The sequence below is a fragment of the Kitasatospora sp. NPDC101157 genome (assembly GCF_044768255.1).
In the GTDB taxonomy this organism is placed as follows: Bacteria; Actinomycetota; Actinomycetes; order Streptomycetales; family Streptomycetaceae; genus Kitasatospora.
The window spans coordinates 196175-212241 of sequence record NZ_JBIWPL010000001.1 but is presented as its reverse complement, the minus strand read 5'-3'; the positions used below and the strand labels follow the sequence as shown (position 1 = coordinate 212241).

The window sequence follows — 16067 nt, the reverse complement described above, 5'->3', positions numbered from 1 at the left end:
CGCGCGCCGGAGTTCATGACCGGACAGGTGGGGTGCACCGTCCGGTCCCGTTTGGCCCTGACGAACTGATGATCCCTAGGATCGGCCGGGTGAATACCGGACGACGACCGAAGACCAGGCTCGGCAGCCTGCTGGCCGCCCTGGCGATAACGGGCGCCTCGCTGCTCCTCGGCCTGCCCGCCCACGCCGACGAACCCTCAGCCGGCGCCTCCCCCGCGACCCAGGAGGCCCCCAAGGTCGACCTGATCCTGGACGTCAGCGGCTCCATGAACATCACCGACATCCAGGGCAAGAGCCGCATCTCGGTGGCCCAGCAGTCCCTGGGCGAGGTGATCGACGCCCTGCCCGCGGAGACCGAATTCGGCATCCGCACCCTCGGCGCCACCTACCCCGGCAACGACAAGAACCTCGGCTGCCAGGACACCAAGCAGCTCTTCCCGGTCGGCAGGACCAACAAGGTCGAGGCCAAGACCGCGGTCGCGACCCTGCGCCCCACCGGCTGGACCCCGATCGGCCTGGCCCTGCGCGGCGCCGCCCAGGACCTCGGCAAGGGCGACGCCACCCGCCGGATCGTGCTGATCACCGACGGCGAGGACACCTGCACCCCGCCCGACCCGTGCGACGTGGCCCGCGAGCTCGCCTCCCAGGGCATCCACCTGGTGGTCGACACCCTCGGCCTGGCCCACGACGACAAGACCCGCCAGCAGCTGCTCTGCATCGCCAACGCGACCGGCGGCACCTACACCGACGTCCGCACCCCGCAGCAGCTCACCGACAAGGTGAAGCAGCTGGTCGACCGCTCCAACGACACCTACACCGTCAACCCGGTCAAGACCACCGGCACCGACAAGTGCGAGAGCGCCCCGGTGCTCACCCCCGGCGTCTACAGCGACCGGGAGAAGTTCTCCGAGCACCGCGTCTACAAGGTCCCGGTCAAGGCCGGCCAGGAGCTGCGCGCCTCGGTCAGCGTGGGCCTCGACCGCGCGGTGGCCCGGGACTACGGCGTGCTGCTCCAGGCCACCAGCGCCACCGGCCAGGAACTGGTCCGCGGCACCGACGCCGGCAGCGCCCGCACCGACGTGATCTCCACCGGTCTGCGCTGGTCCACCAACGACTCCAAGGGCTACGTCACCGCGAGCCCGACCACCTCGGCCAAGGACAAGGACAAGCCGGACACCACCGTCTGCCTGGTCGTCAGCAACTCGCTGGCCCCCCAGGCCGGCGTCCAGGCCGACCCCGGCATGCCGCTGGAGCTGACCGTGGACCTCGCGTCCGCCTCGCCCGCCCCCGAGGGCGCCGCGATGGGTCTCGGCCGCGGCTGGATCCTGCTGCTCACCCTCACCCTGGCCGGCCTGGTCTTCGGCCTGGTGGCCGGCTGGATCGCACGCTGGCGCATCGCCGTCTGGCGGGAGAACTGATCATGCGTACGACGATCCGCGGCGCCCTCGCCGCCCTCGCCCTGCTGCCCGCCCTCGCGCTGGGCGCCCCGGCCGCCTCCGCCGCCTCGCCGTCCCCGACGGCGACCGCGAGCGGCACCCCGGCCCCGGCCACCAAGGCCGGGACCTCCTTCCTGACCGCGGTCAACCTCTCCCCCGGCCAGGACGCCAACGTCGCCGTCTCCACCGGCGACTACCTGTACTGGGCGTTCGGCGCCTCCGAGGGCCAGACCCCGACGGTCGGCCTGACCGTCAATCTGGCCCCCGGCGCCGACCGGCACGGGCCGCAGACCTGGACGGTCGAGGTCTTCGACGGGCTGCGCCGCCGTCAGGCCTGCACCGCCGGCACCCAGAACGCCACCGGCGACCAGAGCGCCACCAGCCTGACGCTGAACTGCACCCTGCGCGAGATCCGCACCTGGGCCGAGCCGTGGTCAGGCGACCCGCTGCCCGGCACGTACTACGTCCGGCTGTCGGTCACCGACGCCCCGCAGCCCGACCTCGGCCTGGCCGCCACCGCCCAGCTGCACGTCGCCGCCAAGGGCAACGCCGACAACGCCCAGCCCGAGGGCGGCACGCTCAAGGCCCCGCTGGTCCCGCCGGTCGGCGGCGGTGCGAGCACCGCCAAGGCCGCGGCCCCGGTCGCGGAGGAGGAGCACTGGTACACCGGCTGGTTCTCCGGCTGGAACAGCCGCTGGTACTGGACCGTCGGCGGCGGCTTCCTGGCCGCCCTGGCCGGTGTCCTGGGCTACCACCTGACCCGGCACCCGCGCGGCCACCGACCCGGCCACTACGGCGCCGTCCCGCCTCAGGGCTCGCACCAGCACGGCTCCTACTCCGAGCGCCCGTAGGAGGATCCCGCCGCGGGCGGGGAGTTCGAGGACGGACCCCGAGGGCCGGCCGGACACCTTCCGGCCGGCCCTCCGGCGTGTCCGGACGCGCCCGCGTGCCTACGCTCGAACCATGCAACCGCGCGGCCGGATCGTGGTCGGCGTGGACGGCTCCGCGCCCGCCCGCGCCGCCGTCCGCTGGGCGGCCCGCCTGGCCGGCCTCACCGGCGGCCCGCTGGAGGCGGTGGCCGTCTGGGACTTCCCCTGCCTGTTCGGCGAGAACGGCCTCGTCCCGCCCGCCCTGGACGGCTTCGAGACCGAGCGCCGCGCCGCGGAGATCCTCGCCGACACGGCCGCCGCGTGCGCCGTCCCGCTCCGCCGCCTGCTCCGGGCCGGCCCTCCCGGCCCCGCGCTGGTCGCCGCCGCGACCGGCGCCGCCCTGCTGGTCCTCGGCAACCGCGGCCACACCACCCCGCCGGACGTCCCGCTGGGCACCGTCGCCCAGTACTGCCTGCACCACGCGCCCTGCCCGGTGGTGATCGTCCGCAACGAGCGGATCAGCCCTTGAACAGGTTGTGGCCCACGTCGGACGGCACCTCGTCCTGGACCGGCCTGCTGCCCGGCCCCGGCACGTGCTCGCCGGGCACCGGCTCGGTGCTCTCCCGGTGCAGCAGCACCACGCCGCCCTCGGCCCAGAGCTGCCGGTAGCCGTGCGCCAGCAGCAACTCGATCCGGTCGGCCTGCTCCTTGTCCGTCTTGAACGGGAAGGACCGCTTGTCGGACCGGGTCAGCACGTACTCGCGCCCGCGCGGCGTCCCGTCCACCAGCACCACGTCGGTCCGGGCGGTCAGCCTCGGCGCGATCTGGTTGTCCGCCTCCACCGAGGCGCCGTCCGGGATCAGCTTCGCCGCCCGGACCAGCGCGGCCTCGCTCGCCCTGGGCTCCCAGGAGGACGGCACCGCGAGCTGCAGCAGCCCGATCGGCACCGCCGCGACCAGCGCCACCCCGACCGTGCCCAGGCCCAGCAGCCGGGCCCGCCGACGGGTCCGCGCGGGCCGCTCGACGGCGCTCATCCGCCCCAGCACCTCGACCGCGGCGGTCAGCAGGACCGGCCAGAGCATCGAGTCGTAGTGCCGGGCGATCGACCAGTGGTTGGGGTTGCTGGAGAGGATCCGCTCGGCCAGCAGCGGCAGCATGCACAGCACGGTGGCCGAGCGCAGCGGCAGCAGGAACAGGGTGCCGAACAGCCAGAGCAGCAGCAGCGGCTTCAGCGGCTGGTCGAAGGCGGTCTGCACCAGCAGGAACGGGTCGTGCAGCAGGTTCCGCAGCGCGTCGCCGCCGTCATCGCCGAGCGCCTTGTAGTTCCAGTAGTAGCCCGGCTCGCCGCCCATCGCCGGGATCAGCCACTTGATCGCCACCGCCGAGGCGACCGGTCCGCCCAGCAGCAGGCCGATCCCGGTGGAGCGCCCGGCCCGGTCCCCGGTGCGGCGGGTGCGCAGCAGCAGCACCAGCCCGTACGCGCCGACCAGCAGGCCCAGGTCCTCCTTGGTGCAGCACAGCAGCACCGCGGCGAGCACCACCGTGCCGTAGCGGCGGGCCTGGCCGCGCTCCAGCATCAGCAGGGTCAGCGGGACGGCGAAGGCGACCTCGTGGAAGCCGACCCGGGAGGCGACCAGCAGCGGCCAGCCGAGCGCGTAGACCAGCCCGGTCAGGTCGGCGGCCCGGCGGGCGGTGCGCGGCTCGGCGGCGGCGAAGGCGTGTGCGGCGATCCGCCGGATCAGCGGCACCCCGAGCGCGAACAGCAGCGCCTGCCCGATGATCAGCGAGCGGGGGTCGTCCCAGATCCAGTACAGCGGGGCGAGCAGCGCCAGCACCGGCGAGAAGTGGTCGCCCAGCAGCGAGAACCCGGGCGGGAACTCGTGGTGGTAGTACTTCAGTGTGGAGACCGGCAGGTGGAAGTGGGAGTAGCCGCGCACGCCCTGGTCGAAGATGCCGAGGTCGAAGCCGCCGAGCGAGACGGAGGCCCAGCCCTGCATGCCGATGGCGCACATCACCGCGAAGCACAGCACGCCGAGCAGCACCGTGCGCCGGGCGGGCGTGCCCAGGGCGGCCGCGGCCCCGCGGACGGCGGTCGCGGTGGCCAGGGGCGGCGACGGGGTCGCGGTCTGGGTGGTCACGTCGGCTCCGGTCCGTCGCTGGTCTGTCAGGTCCGATTGGTCAGGGCGGGGTCACGGGCGGGGTCGTGATCGTGACGGCCGTCGAGGTCACGGTCGAGGTCGGGGTCGAGCTTGGCGCCGAGCAGTGCCCAGGCACCGGCCTGGGCGTCGACCTCCTGCCGCCGGGCGCGGTACAGCCGCAGGCCGATGACGGCCAGGACGGCGATGCCCAGCGGCGGGTAGATCGAGCCGGGCAGCTGCCAGTACCAGGCGACCCCGCGCCCCCAGCGGTGCGGCACGGTCCACATCACATGGGAGAGGAAGACCACCAGCGTCGCGCCCAGCAGCACCCTGCGCCCGGCACTCCTGGCCTCCGCGGCCAGCAGGGCGATCAGCGGGATGCACCAGACCCAGTGGTGGGTCCAGCTGATCGGGGAGACCAGCAGCGCGGTGAGGGCGGTGCAGACGCCGCCCCAGGCGTCGGCCCGGCGCAGCACCCGGGCGGAGCGCCCGGCGAGCACGGCCACCGCGAGGCCGAGCGCGGCCACCAGCCCGGTGGCGATCAGCCCGGCCGTGCCGGGGTCGTTGGCGTCGAGCAGCCGGCAGACGGCCCCGCGCAGCGACTGGTTGTCCACCAGCACCGTGACGCCGACCCGGCTCGGGTCCCACAGGTACTCGGTCCAGAACCCGTACGAGCCGTCCGGCAGGACGATCCAGCCGATCAGGCCGGCCGCCAGGAAGGTGCCGACGGACACCAGGGCGGCCCGGATCCGGCCGGTGAGGACCAGGTAGACGGTGAACAGGCCCGGGGTGATCTTGATCGCGGTGGCCAGGCCGATGCCCACGCCCTTGAACCGGCCGCGGTCCGGCCGGGTCAGGTCCCACAGCACCAGGCAGAGGATGGCGAGGTTGACCTGGCCGTACTGGAAGGTGGTGTACACCGGCTCCAGCCAGACGCCGAGGCCGGTCGCGAGGATCGTGGCGGCCGGGCGGTGCCGCCGGGCGGGCCAGCCGGCCAGCTTGAGCGACAGGTGGACGGCCAGGCCGAGCAGCGCGTAGTTGCCGAGCGTCACCAGGACGCGCAGCGGGCTCACCCCGAACCAGGTGCTCGGTACGAACAGCAGCGCGGCGAACGGCGGGTAGGTGGCCGGCAGGTCCCAGCCGGGCAGCCGCATCGCGTACAGGTCGTCGCCGTTGACGACGGCCCGGCCCTCGGCCCGGTAGACGAGCATGTCGACCATGTTCGCCCCGTGCACGTGCCGTTGGACGACGAAGGCCGCCAGGGACACCACGGCGACGCAGACCGCCGCGACGGTCCAGGAATTCGGTCTTCCGCTCGCCGGGCCGCTGCCCGGCCCCGCCGGGTCCGCCTGCCGCGTCCACCGTTTCAGACCGAACTCGCGCACCGCGATGGCACCCCGTTGAGATAGACCAGATCGTTCCCTCGTCAGCGTCTGGGCCCACCCACCATAACCGACCCCCCTGAGACTCCCCTGAGTCCCAAAGTGCGTCAGATTCCGGCCGGCGAGGGCGGCGTGAGCTCCGTCACGGGGCGGCTGCCCGCTCCCCCGGAGGCCGCAAAACGCGAAATCCCGCCGGGAGTTGACTCCCGGCGGGATTTGGTGGACCGGTCGGAGCCGGTCCGTTGGGTGGAGCTGAGGGGATTCGAACCCCTGACCCCCTCGATGCGAACGAGGTGCGCTACCGGACTGCGCCACAGCCCCAACGAGAAGAAACTCTAGCACCTTTCGGAGGGGGTCCGTGACCACCCCCTGGTCGGGGTGGTCACGGCGGTCATTCGTTGGCCGCGCGGGGGCGGGGCTCCGGGGCCGGCGCCTCGGCGTACTGGTCGAAGAGCGGGGTGCTGCGGGGCTCGGCGGGGCGCCCGGCGGTCCAGGTGCCGGGGGCCGACAGGTCGAGGCCGCGGGAAACCCGGGGAGCGACCGGCGCGGTGACGTAGGTCGGCAGCGGGACCGGTACCGGCTCCCAGGAGTCCGGGCCGGCCGCACCGCGCTCGCGCATGCCGTCGACCCACTCCTCGTGTTCGGTCGCCTCGGCCACCGCGGAGGCGGAGGCCGCCGTGGCCTCCCCGGCGTCGGCGGCCAGCCGCAGGTGCGGACGGCCGTCGGGCCGCTGCCCGGCCTGCGGGACGGGGGCCGGCTCCGCCTCGACGGGCGCCTCGACCGTCGGCCGGTCGTCCGTCGGCGCCCCGGCGCGCTGCCGCTCGCGCTGGCGCAGCCGCTCGGCCGCCTGGGCGGCCCGGGCCCGGTCGAGCTTCACCTCGTACCGCTGGCGCTCCAGCTTGCGCAGGTGGCCGATGTACAGGGTGAGGAGGAGGGCCGGGACGGCCGGGACCCAGAGGAAGGCGAGGCCGGCCACCGCGGCGACCACCGCGCCGAGGGCGAAGGCCAGGAAGAGGACGGTGACCATCCGGCGCCGGCGGGCCAGCAGCCGCGCCCGGCGCTCGCCGCCGACCGCCCGCAGGGGGGCCGGTCGTTCGGCCGGCCGCTCCGCGGGGGGTTCGGGCTCCCGCGGAGCGGGGTCGACGGAGTCGGTCTCGTCCCGTTCGGGAGGACCGTCGTTGCTCTGCTCGTCGCCGTCACGCGGTTCGTCGCCCAGGGCCCGGGCTGCCCGCCGCTCCAGCGCCGAACGCCCGGCCAGCAGGCGGATGGCGGTGCTGAAGCGTTCCGTCGGGCGCGCCTCGTTGAGTTCGTCCTGCCTGCGGAGCCACATCGGCACCAGATAGGCGGCCCAGGCCCCTACGATGACGGCGTAGATAAGGCCGCTACTGCTCACGATTCACACCGTACGGGCGCCGGGGAAGGCCTGGCAGCAATTTGGCGCGGCGTGTCGTGTGATCAAGCTGATTCTCCGACTATTTTGCCGGTGTTTGTGACGGTCCGCCACCGGGCCGATGCCATATCGATATTTCTTTCGAACATATATTCAATTAGGCGGTTACCGGCCGGAACTGAGCGCCCGCCAGCGCTCCAGCATGCCTTCCGGGACCTCCTCGGCGGTCAGGGCGTAGACCAAGTGGTCCCGCCAGTCGCCGTCGATGTGGAGATAGCGCGGGCGGATTCCCTCCGAGCGGAAGCCGAGCTTTTCCACCACCCGTCGGCTGGGGGCGTTCTCCGGGCGGATGCAGACCTCGATCCGGTGCAGTCCGAGGGTGTGGAAGCAGTAGTTCACCGAAAGCGCCACGGCGGTCGGCATGATGCCCCGGCCGGCCACCGCCTCGTCGATCCAGTAGCCGATGTTGGCCGAGCACATCGAGCCCCAGGTGATCCCCCCGACGGTCAACTGGCCCACCAGCTGGCCCTTGTAGAGCACCACGAAGGGCAGCATCCGGCCGGCCGAGGCCTCGCCGCGCAGGAAGCGGACCATCTGCCGGTACGTCGGGCGGGGGCCGACGGCCTGGCCCGCCGGGCCGGGCGGCACGGTGGCCTCCCAGCGGCGCAGCCAGTCCCGGTTGCGGCGGCTCACCTCCTGCCACTCGCGCTGGTCGCGCGCCCGGATCGGGCGCAGCACGACCTCCCCCTCCTGGAGTTCTACCGGCCAGCCGGCGTTCAGTGCGCTCTCCCGGAAGCTGGTGCGTCGGGCCGGGGGTGGTCCCCGCCGCCGAGCTGGTCGACGGCGTGGGCGAGCAGCGGCTCCAGGACGGCCAGACCGTCCTTGACGCCGCCGGTCGATCCCGGCAGGTTGACGATCAGGGTACGTCCGGCGAGCCCGGAGAGCCCGCGGGAGAGCGCCGCGGTGGGCACCTTGTCGCGGCCGTGGGCGCGGATCGCCTCGGCGATGCCGGGGATCTGCCGGTCGATGACCCGGGCGGTCATCTCGGGGGTGAGGTCCATCGGCGAGATGCCGGTGCCGCCGGTGGTCAGCACCACGTCGTACCCGGCGGCGACGGCCTCGCGCAGCACGGCCTCGACCGGCTCGCCGTCCGGGACGACCCGTGGGCCGTCCACGGTGAAGCCCATCGCGGTCAGCCCGGCCACCAGCAGCGGGCCGCCCCTGTCCTCGTACACCCCGGCCGAGGCCCGGTTGGAGACCGTCACGGCGAGCGCCTTCATGCGCCCACCTCCGGCGCGAACCAGTCGCCGCTCTTGCCGCCGGTCTTGCTGAGCACCCGGACGGACTCGATGGCGGCGCCCTTGTCCACCGCCTTGACCATGTCGATCACGGTCAGCGCGGCGACCGTCACCGAGGTCAGCGCCTCCATCTCGACGCCGGTGCGGTCGGCGGTCCTCACGGTGGCGGTGATCTCGACCGCGTCGTCCGCGACGGCGAGGTCGACCTTGACGCCGGAGACCGCGATCGGGTGGCAGAGCGGGATCAGGTCCGGGGTCCGCTTGGCGCCCATGATCCCGGCGATCCGGGCCACCGCGAGGGCGTCCCCCTTGGGCACGCCCTCGCCGCGCAGCAGTTCCACCACCCGCGGGGAGACCCGGACCCGGCCGGCGGCGACGGCGGTGCGCGCGGTGGTGTCCTTCCCGGACACGTCGACCATCCGGGCGGCGCCCTGCTCGTCGACGTGGGTGAGTCGGTCGCCGGGGTTCGGTGTCGTCACGGGTAACTCCAGGGGCGCGCAGGTCGAATACCGCGCTACGGTACCGCTCGTCGGCCCGCCCGCTCGCCTCCGGGCGCTCTTGACCCGACACCGACGGCCGGCGCTCCCCCGGCTCGGGGCGGAACCCGCACGCCGGGTGCGGCAGCCGCTCCCCTCCTGGACCGTCAGGAGTCCAGCAGCAGCACGTCGACCTCGCTGCCGGCCGGCAGCTCGGTGGTGTCCTCGGGGACGGTGATCAGGCAGTTCGCCCGGGCCAGTGCGCCGACCAGGTGCGAGTCGGCGCCGCCGACCGGCTCCACCGTGCCGTCGGCCGCCGAGTAGCGGCCGCGCAGGAACTGCCGGCGGCCCGCCGGGGAGCGCAGCGCGGACGGGCAGAGCGCGCGCACCACCGGGCGGTGGACGTCGGCCGCGCCCAGCATGGTGCGGATGACCGGGCGGACGAAGAGCTCGAAGGAGATGTAGGCGCTCACCGGGTTGCCCGGCAGGGCGAGCAGCGGCACCCCGGCCGCTCCGCCGATCCGGCCGAAGCCCTGGGGCTTGCCGGGCTGCATCCGGAGCTTTCGGAAGTCGACACCCCCGTAGGACTCGAAGACCTCCTTGACCACGTCGTACGCGCCGACGCTGACCCCGCCGCTGGTGACGATCAGGTCGGCCCGGCCGAGCTGGTCCTCCAGGACGGCGCGCAGCACGTCCGCGTCGTCGGGGACGCCGCCGACCCGGTAGGCGATGGCGCCGGCCTCCTGGGCCGCCGCGGTGAGGGTGAAGCTGTTGGAGTCGACGATCTGCCCGGGCCCGACCGGCTCGCCGGGCTGGACCAGCTCGCTGCCGGTGGAGAGCACCACCACCCGGGGGCGCGGGCGGACCTTCACGGTGGCCCGGCCGACCGCGGCGAGCAGGCCGAGCTGGGTCGGGCCCAGCCGGGTGCCGGCCTCCAGGACGGTGGTGCCGGCCGCGACGTCGCTGCCGCGGCGGCGGATGTGGGCGCCCTCGGCGACCGGGCGCAGCACCCGGACCTCCTCGTCGGCGACCGGCGCGGTCATCGCGGCGGCGGCCGTCCCGGTGCCGGTGCCGCCGTCGGTCCACTCGACCGGGGCGACGGCCTGGGCGCCGGGCGGCAGGGGTGCGCCGGTCATGATCCGGGCGGCCTGGCCGGGGCCGACCTTGGGCAGTTCGCCCGCGCCGGCGGCGATGTCGCCGATCACGGTGAGCACCGAGGGGTAGATGTCGGTGGCGCCCTCGGTGTCCGCGGTGCGCAGCGCGTAGCCGTCCATCGAGCTGTTGTCGAAGGGCGGCAGGTCGCCGTCGGCGACCACGTTCTCCTCCAGTCGGCAGCCCTGGGCGTCGAGCAGCTGGAGCTCGATCGCGGGCAGCGGGCCGACCGCGGCCAGCACGTCGGCGCGGTGCTCGTCCACCGTCCAGAAGCGAGGAGCCGCCGGTGCCCGGTCCGCGGACCCGTCGCAGCAGGCTGCGGGGGTGGTGCTGTGTTCCGTGGACCCGGTCATCGGCGGCTCGCTCTCTGTGTGGGGAGATCAGTCCTGCAGCTCGGTGCCGACGAACTCCCGCAGCCAGGAGCGGAACTCCGGGCCCAGGTCCTCGCGCTCGGCGGCCAGTCGGACGATAGCGCGCAGGTAGTCGGCGCGGTCGCCGGTGTCGTAGCGGCGGCCCTTGAAGAGCACGCCGTGCACCTGGCCGCCGGCCTCGGGCTCGCGGGTGGTCAGCTCGCGCAGGGCGTCGGTGAGCTGGATCTCGCCGCCGCGGCCGGGCGGGGTCTCGCGCAGCACGTCGAAGACCAGCGGGTCCAGGACGTAGCGGCCGATGACGGCGTAGTTGGACGGGGCCTCGCCGGGCTCGGGCTTCTCGACCAGGTCGGTCACCTGGAAGACGTCCTCGCCGAAGCCGTTCGCCTTGACGGCGGCGCAGCCGTAGAGGTGGATCTGGGAGGGGTCGACCTCCATGAGGGCGACGACCGAGCCGCCGAGCTCCTGCTGCACCTCGATCATGCGGGCGAGCAGCGGGTCGCGCGGGTCGATCAGGTCGTCGCCGAGCAGGACGGCGAAGGGCTGGCCGGCGACGTGCTGCTCCGCGACGGAGACGGCGTGGCCGAGGCCCTTCGGGTCGCCCTGGCGGACGTAGTGCATGTTGGCCAGCTCGACGGACTCGCGGACCCGGCGCAGGCGGTCCTCGTCGCCCTTGCGGACGAGCAGCTCCTCCAGCTCGTAGGCCCGGTCGAAGTGGTCCTCCAGCGCGCGCTTGTTGCGGCCGGTGACCATCAGTATGTCCGACAGGCCCGCGGCGGAGGCCTCCTCGACGACGTACTGGATCGCCGGCTTGTCGACGACGGGCAGCATCTCCTTCGGGGTGGCCTTGGTCGCCGGAAGGAAGCGGGTGCCCAGTCCGGCCGCGGGTACCACGGCCTTGGTTACCGGAATTCGGGAGGTGGTCGTCGTCATGCGTTTACCTTACTCAGGCACGTTTTCGCCCGGCCGAGCACGGTCGGACGGCTAGGACAGCACGTCCCGGGGCACGGCCACAGTGGCAGGCGTATGGGAAGCGACCGGTTGGGCCAGGGGGTCCCCGCCGGTACAGGCCGACAGACTACCCGGCTTTCCCGAACGGTCACGTTCGGCAGTCGACGGCCGCTCCGGGGCCGCTGCGGCCTGTTCACGGGGCCCGCCGGAGGGCTGTCCGGGGCGCGGTGCGATCCGCCAGCAGTCGCCGCCGGCCGCCCGCGCCGCGGCCAGCGCGGCGTCGGCGGAGCGGACCAGGACGGCCGCGTGGGTGCCGTCCTCGGGCAGCACGGCGATGCCGACGGCGGCGGTCAGGCCGTTGCCCCCGGCGGGGCGGGGCGCCCGGGTGCCGGAGGACCAGTCGAGCAGCAGGTGCCGGCGGACCGACCAGACCAGCCGCTCGGCGACCTGCACCGCGCCCTCGGCGCCGGTGTCGGGCAGCACCACCAGGAACTCCTCGCCGCTGTAGCGGCCCAGGGTGTCGGCCCGGCGGATCTCCATCGCGAGCCGCTGGGCGAGGTCGCGCAGCACGGCGTTGCCGCGGGCGCGGCCGTGCTCGGCGATGACCGCGTCGAAGCCGGCGATCTCCAGCAGCAGCACGGCCAGCGGGCGCGGGCCGTCGGCCTGGTCGGTGTGCTCGGCGCGGCGGGCCCGTTCGATCTCCCGGTCCAGGGTGAGCTGCAGGTGGCGGTAGTTCCAGACGCCGGTGAGCGAGTCGCAGGAGGCGGTGCGCTCCAGCTCGGCGCAGCGCTCCTCCAGTTCGGCGATCCGGCCGTTCAGCCGTGCCCGGTCCTCGGCGGCCTCGGTCCGCTCCCGGCGCACGCGCAGTCCCAGCACGGTGGCGCCGGCCAGTGCGGGAGCGCTCAGCGCGGCCAGGGCGTGGACCAGCAACGGGGTGGACAATCGGGGCGCCCTTTCTCGTGTCAGGCTCTGCGCGTCACGGTTTTCGGACGTGGAGGATCCGGTGCACAACGAGAAGAGCGACCTGAGGACACGGCTGTTGACGCGGCGCCGTGCGCTCACCGCGGAGGGACGCGCCGAGGCGGCCCAGGCGCTCGCCGGCCACGCCTGGGAGCTGGCCGCGCCGGGCTCCACGGTGGCCGCCTACGTCTCGGTGGGCGCGGAACCCGGGACCAGGCCGCTGCTGGACGCGCTGCGGGAGAGCAGGGTGCGGGTGCTGCTGCCAGTGCTGCTGCCCGACAACGACCTGGACTGGGCCGAGTACACGGGGCCGCAGGCACTGGCCCCGGCCGGGCGGGGACTGCTGGAGCCGGTCGGGCCGCGGCTCGGGCCGGAGGCCGTGACGGGCGCCTCGGTGGTGCTGCTGCCGGGTCTGGCGGTGGACCGGGGCGGGCTGCGGCTGGGCCGGGGCGGCGGCAGCTACGACCGGGTGCTGGCCCGGCTGGGCCGGGCGGGGGTGCGGCCGGTGCTGGCCGTGCTGCTGTACGAGCACGAGTTGCTGGACCGGGTGCCGGCCGAGCCGCACGACCTGCCGGTGGACCTCGCGGTCACGCCCTCGGGGGTGCGGGCGCTCGGCTGAGACGGCGGCGGCCCCGCTCCCCGGGAGGGGAACGGGGCCGCGGCGCGCGTGCCGTACGGGCGTCAGCCGGTGGTGAGCACCAGCTTGTGCTGGGTGGCCTTCTCGACCGCGTCCGGGGTGAACGCCCAGGTCAGCAGCTTGCCCTTGAGCCAGAGGTCGGTCTGGTCGTTGTAGTTCGCGTGGAAGGCGTGACCGGACTCGCCGCCGACGTTGATCCAGCGCGAGGAGTCCAGGTCGTTCAGGTCGACCACCATCCGCATCGACGGGATCCAGTCCACCTGGTAGCCGGCCGCCGCGTTCCAGCCGGCCGCGTCGACCGCCGCCGAGCCGCCGGAGAGGCGGTACGGGCCGCGGTTGAGCAGCTTGTGGACGGCGCCGGAGGCGATCGAGGAGTTGTCGGTGCCGAGGGTCTGCTCGCGCAGCTCCAGCTTGTGCAGGCGGCCCCAGCTCCAGGTGGAGATGTCCTTGCCGAGCAGCGAGGTCAGGTCCTGCCGGGCGTTCTTCATCGCCTCCTTGAGCAGGTTGTCCAGGCCCTTCTGCTCCTTGTGCTGGGAGTCGATGTACGTCCACCACGAGCTGTCGGGCTTGTCGAGCTGGGCCCGGACGACCTCGGTCCAGCGGTCGCCGCCGTCCGGCTGGGCCTTGCCCGGGTCGCGGGTGCCGCACTGGGTGACGATCTTGCTGGAGCTGTCCGGCTTGGTCGGGTCGTCCTGCTGGCGCACCAGCAGGCAGTTGTCCTTGGCCCGGATGTCGGCCGGGAACTTCTGGCCGAAGGCGAGGCTGAGCAGGTTGCGCCAGACGCCGTTGTAGTAGGCCGCGGCGGCCGAGTCGGCGTCCTGGTGGTAGTTCCAGTCCTTCAGCAGGTCCTGGGCCTGGCGCACGTACGGGTCGTCGATCTGCTGCTTGAGCAGCAGCGGGACCAGCGTCTTGGCCATGGTGCTGGTGTTGTCCAGCTGGAGGGTCTGCATGTCGTCCGGCGAGATCTTGCCGTTGTTCTTGAGCAGGCCCTCGATCTGGTCGGTGATCTCCTTGGCCCGGGTGCCGTACTCCCAGTCCTTGGTCAGGTTGTACTTGTAGTTCGGGTCGACCACGGCCTGGTTGGCGGTGACGATGTAGCCGACGGCCGGGTTGAAGCTGTACGGCAGGGCGGTGAAGGGGACCGGGTCCGGCTTCCACTGGTAGGACGAGTCCCAGCCCGGGGCGGGCATCGAGCCGTCGCCCTTGCCGCGCACCGGGATGACGCCGGGGGCCTGGTAGCCGATGTTCTTGGCGTCGGCGTAGATCAGGTTCTGCGCGGGGACGGCGAAGTCCTTGGCGGCGTTCCGGAAGTCGTCCCAGTTCTTCGCCCTGTCCAGCTCGAAGACGGCGTCCATGGTCTTGCCGGGGCTGAGCGCCGTCCACTGCAGGGCGACGCCGTAGCCGCCGGTGCCGCGGTCGGGGGCGGAGCTGCCGTTGGGGGCGTATTTGCCGACGTTCTGCTGCTCGGTGCTCGTGTCGGAGATGAGCGGCGCGCCCGTCCTGGTGGTGCGGACGGTGATGGTGCGGTCCTCGCCGCCGGCGACCTTGATGGTCTCCTTGCGGAGGTCGAACTTCTCGTCCTTGCCGTCCACCTGGTAGGTGTCCGGACCGGTGACCTTCTCCAGGTAGAGGTCGCTCACGTCGGCGCCCAGGTTGGTGAAGCCCCAGGCGATGTCCTTGTTGTGGCCGATCACCACGCCGGGCATGCCGGCGAAGGTGAAGCCGGAGACGTCGAACTGGCAGGCCGACGAGACGGTCCGGCAGTGCAGGCCCATCTGGTACCAGACCGAGGGCAGGCCGGGGCCGAGGTGCGGGTCGTTGGCCAGCAGCGGCTTGCCGGTGGTGGTGTGCGAGCCCGCGACCACCCAGGAGTTGGAACCGATGCCCTGGCCGGGGCGGCCGAGCAGCTGCGGCATCCCGTCGATCCGGTCGGTGAGGCCCTGGACCAGCGCCTTGGTGGTGGTCGCGCCCTGGGCGGTGCCCCCACCGGCGGTCGCACCGGGCTGGGTGGAGCCGTCGGCCGGGCGGTAGGTGTCGCCGCTGACGGTGCCGGTCTTCACGATCGTGCCGTTGCGGGAGTACGGGTACTCGGGGTACAGCTCGGCAATCTTGTCCGGACCGAAGTCCTGGGCGAGCAGCGAGCGGTCGATCTCCTCCTGGAGGTTCCCGGAGAGGTTCCAGGCCATCGCCTTGAGCCAGGCCACCGAGTCCACCGGGGTCCACTGCTCGGGCTTGTAGCCGCTGTTGACGGCGCCGAGCATGGTGTACTCCAGCGAGGCCTTCTCCCCGCCGGGGTGCTCGGCGAGCCAGGCGTTCACGCCGTCCGCGTAGGCCTGGAGGTACTTCTTGGTCTCCGGCGAGAGCTTGGTGTCGTACTCCTTCTGCGCCACCTGGCGCCAGCCCATGGTGCGGATGAAGGAGTCGGTGTCGACCTGGCTGTCGCCGAACATCTCGGAGAGCCGGCCCGCGGTGACGTGCCGGCGGACGTCCATCTCCCAGAAGCGGTCCTGGGCCTGGACGTAGCCCTGGGCGCGGAACAGGTCCTCGGAGGTGTCCGCGTACAGCTGCGGGATGCCGTTGGCGTCGCGTTTGACGTCGACCGGCGCGCTCAGGCCCGCCACCTTGACCGAGCCGTCCACCTCCGGGAAGGACGCACGGACCGCGGTGACCCCGCGGTAGCCGCCGTAGCCGACGCCGGCCACCAGCAGCACGACCAGCACGATCACGATCAGACGGGCGCGCCGGAACTTCTTCGAGCGGGGCATCTGGGTCCTTGCGGTCCTGACTTCGGGGCGGGCGGGCGTGTCCAGGGCCTGGGGCCGTGACAGGGAACCACATTAGGCCGAGTCGGCGGAGGGCTGTGAACGGGGGACCAAACTAAAGATATGGCAAAATGTTAGACTGAGTAACGATCCGCAACAGGAGCATTGACGACTTCTTAGCGGGCCGGTGCCCGACAGCACCCGTCTCTGTACACACGGAACACCCCCCGCACCACTGATACCGCCGC

14 protein-coding genes and 1 tRNA gene are annotated in these 16067 nt (G+C 73.2%); 4 read left to right on the top strand and 11 right to left on the bottom strand.

Features of this window, described 5'->3' with window-relative positions; genetic code table 11:
* Positions 1–89 precede the first annotated feature (89 nt).
* From ACIRVF_RS00995 to ACIRVF_RS00985, 3 genes are all read left to right on the top strand, one after another.
* The gene (locus tag ACIRVF_RS00995; protein WP_402811899.1) at positions 90–1418 is read left to right on the top strand and encodes a VWA domain-containing protein; all 1329 of its coding nucleotides are present in this window, start codon (positions 90–92) and stop codon (positions 1416–1418) included.
* Positions 1419–1420: 2 nt separating this feature from the next.
* On the top strand, positions 1421–2287 hold the full coding sequence (locus ACIRVF_RS00990) for a peptidase (RefSeq protein WP_402811896.1): 867 nt from the start codon (positions 1421–1423) through the stop codon (positions 2285–2287).
* 112 nt (positions 2288–2399) lie between these two features.
* Positions 2400–2834: a universal stress protein gene (locus tag ACIRVF_RS00985; RefSeq protein ID WP_402811893.1), complete on the top strand. Its 435-nt coding sequence runs from the start codon at positions 2400–2402 to the stop codon at positions 2832–2834.
* Here ACIRVF_RS00985 and ACIRVF_RS00980 read toward each other — a convergent pair.
* The 10 genes from ACIRVF_RS00980 to ACIRVF_RS00935 form a co-directional block, all read right to left on the bottom strand.
* Entirely contained in the window at positions 2824–4443 is a 1620-nt protein-coding gene (locus tag ACIRVF_RS00980; RefSeq protein ID WP_402811890.1) for a DUF2079 domain-containing protein, read from the bottom strand. The two genes, ACIRVF_RS00985 and ACIRVF_RS00980, sit on opposite strands and share 11 nt — an antisense overlap.
* Before the next feature lie 26 nt (positions 4444–4469).
* Positions 4470–5828: a glycosyltransferase 87 family protein gene (locus ACIRVF_RS00975; protein WP_402811887.1), complete on the bottom strand. Its 1359-nt coding sequence runs from the start codon at positions 5826–5828 to the stop codon at positions 4470–4472.
* A 244-nt stretch (positions 5829–6072) separates the two neighbouring features.
* Positions 6073–6146 (bottom strand) — tRNA-Ala (locus ACIRVF_RS00970).
* 70 nt (positions 6147–6216) lie between these two features.
* Positions 6217–7218: a hypothetical protein gene (locus ACIRVF_RS00965; RefSeq protein ID WP_402811884.1), complete on the bottom strand. Its 1002-nt coding sequence runs from the start codon at positions 7216–7218 to the stop codon at positions 6217–6219.
* Positions 7219–7380: 162 nt separating this feature from the next.
* Positions 7381–7953, bottom strand: a complete 573-nt coding sequence (locus ACIRVF_RS00960; protein ID WP_402811881.1) for a GNAT family N-acetyltransferase — start codon at positions 7951–7953, stop codon at positions 7381–7383.
* A gap of 38 nt (positions 7954–7991) precedes the next feature.
* Positions 7992–8495 carry a molybdenum cofactor biosynthesis protein B gene (locus ACIRVF_RS00955; RefSeq protein WP_402811879.1) on the bottom strand — a complete coding sequence of 168 codons (504 nt, stop codon included), beginning with the start codon at positions 8493–8495 and terminating at the stop codon, positions 7992–7994.
* Positions 8492–8932: a cyclic pyranopterin monophosphate synthase MoaC gene (gene moaC, locus ACIRVF_RS00950; RefSeq protein ID WP_402812930.1), complete on the bottom strand. Its 441-nt coding sequence runs from the start codon at positions 8930–8932 to the stop codon at positions 8492–8494. The genes ACIRVF_RS00955 and moaC overlap by 4 nt, the downstream gene beginning before the upstream one ends.
* Before the next feature lie 224 nt (positions 8933–9156).
* Positions 9157–10494 carry a gephyrin-like molybdotransferase Glp gene (glp, locus tag ACIRVF_RS00945; RefSeq protein WP_402811877.1) on the bottom strand — a complete coding sequence of 446 codons (1338 nt, stop codon included), beginning with the start codon at positions 10492–10494 and terminating at the stop codon, positions 9157–9159.
* A 27-nt stretch (positions 10495–10521) separates the two neighbouring features.
* Positions 10522–11442 carry a UTP--glucose-1-phosphate uridylyltransferase GalU gene (gene galU / locus ACIRVF_RS00940; RefSeq protein ID WP_402811874.1) on the bottom strand — a complete coding sequence of 307 codons (921 nt, stop codon included), beginning with the start codon at positions 11440–11442 and terminating at the stop codon, positions 10522–10524.
* 51 nt (positions 11443–11493) lie between these two features.
* A complete protein-coding gene (locus ACIRVF_RS00935; RefSeq protein ID WP_402811872.1) occupies positions 11494–12402 on the bottom strand; it encodes a GGDEF domain-containing protein in 909 nt (302 codons plus the stop codon).
* Positions 12403–12463: 61 nt separating this feature from the next.
* On the opposite strand from ACIRVF_RS00935, the gene ACIRVF_RS00930 reads away from it, so the two are divergent.
* A complete protein-coding gene (locus tag ACIRVF_RS00930; protein ID WP_402811870.1) occupies positions 12464–13039 on the top strand; it encodes a 5-formyltetrahydrofolate cyclo-ligase in 576 nt (191 codons plus the stop codon).
* A 62-nt stretch (positions 13040–13101) separates the two neighbouring features.
* Here the strand turns inward: ACIRVF_RS00930 and ACIRVF_RS00925 are convergent, their stop codons facing one another.
* Positions 13102–15822: a penicillin acylase family protein gene (locus ACIRVF_RS00925; RefSeq protein ID WP_402811867.1), complete on the bottom strand. Its 2721-nt coding sequence runs from the start codon at positions 15820–15822 to the stop codon at positions 13102–13104.
* Positions 15823–16067 lie beyond the last annotated feature (245 nt).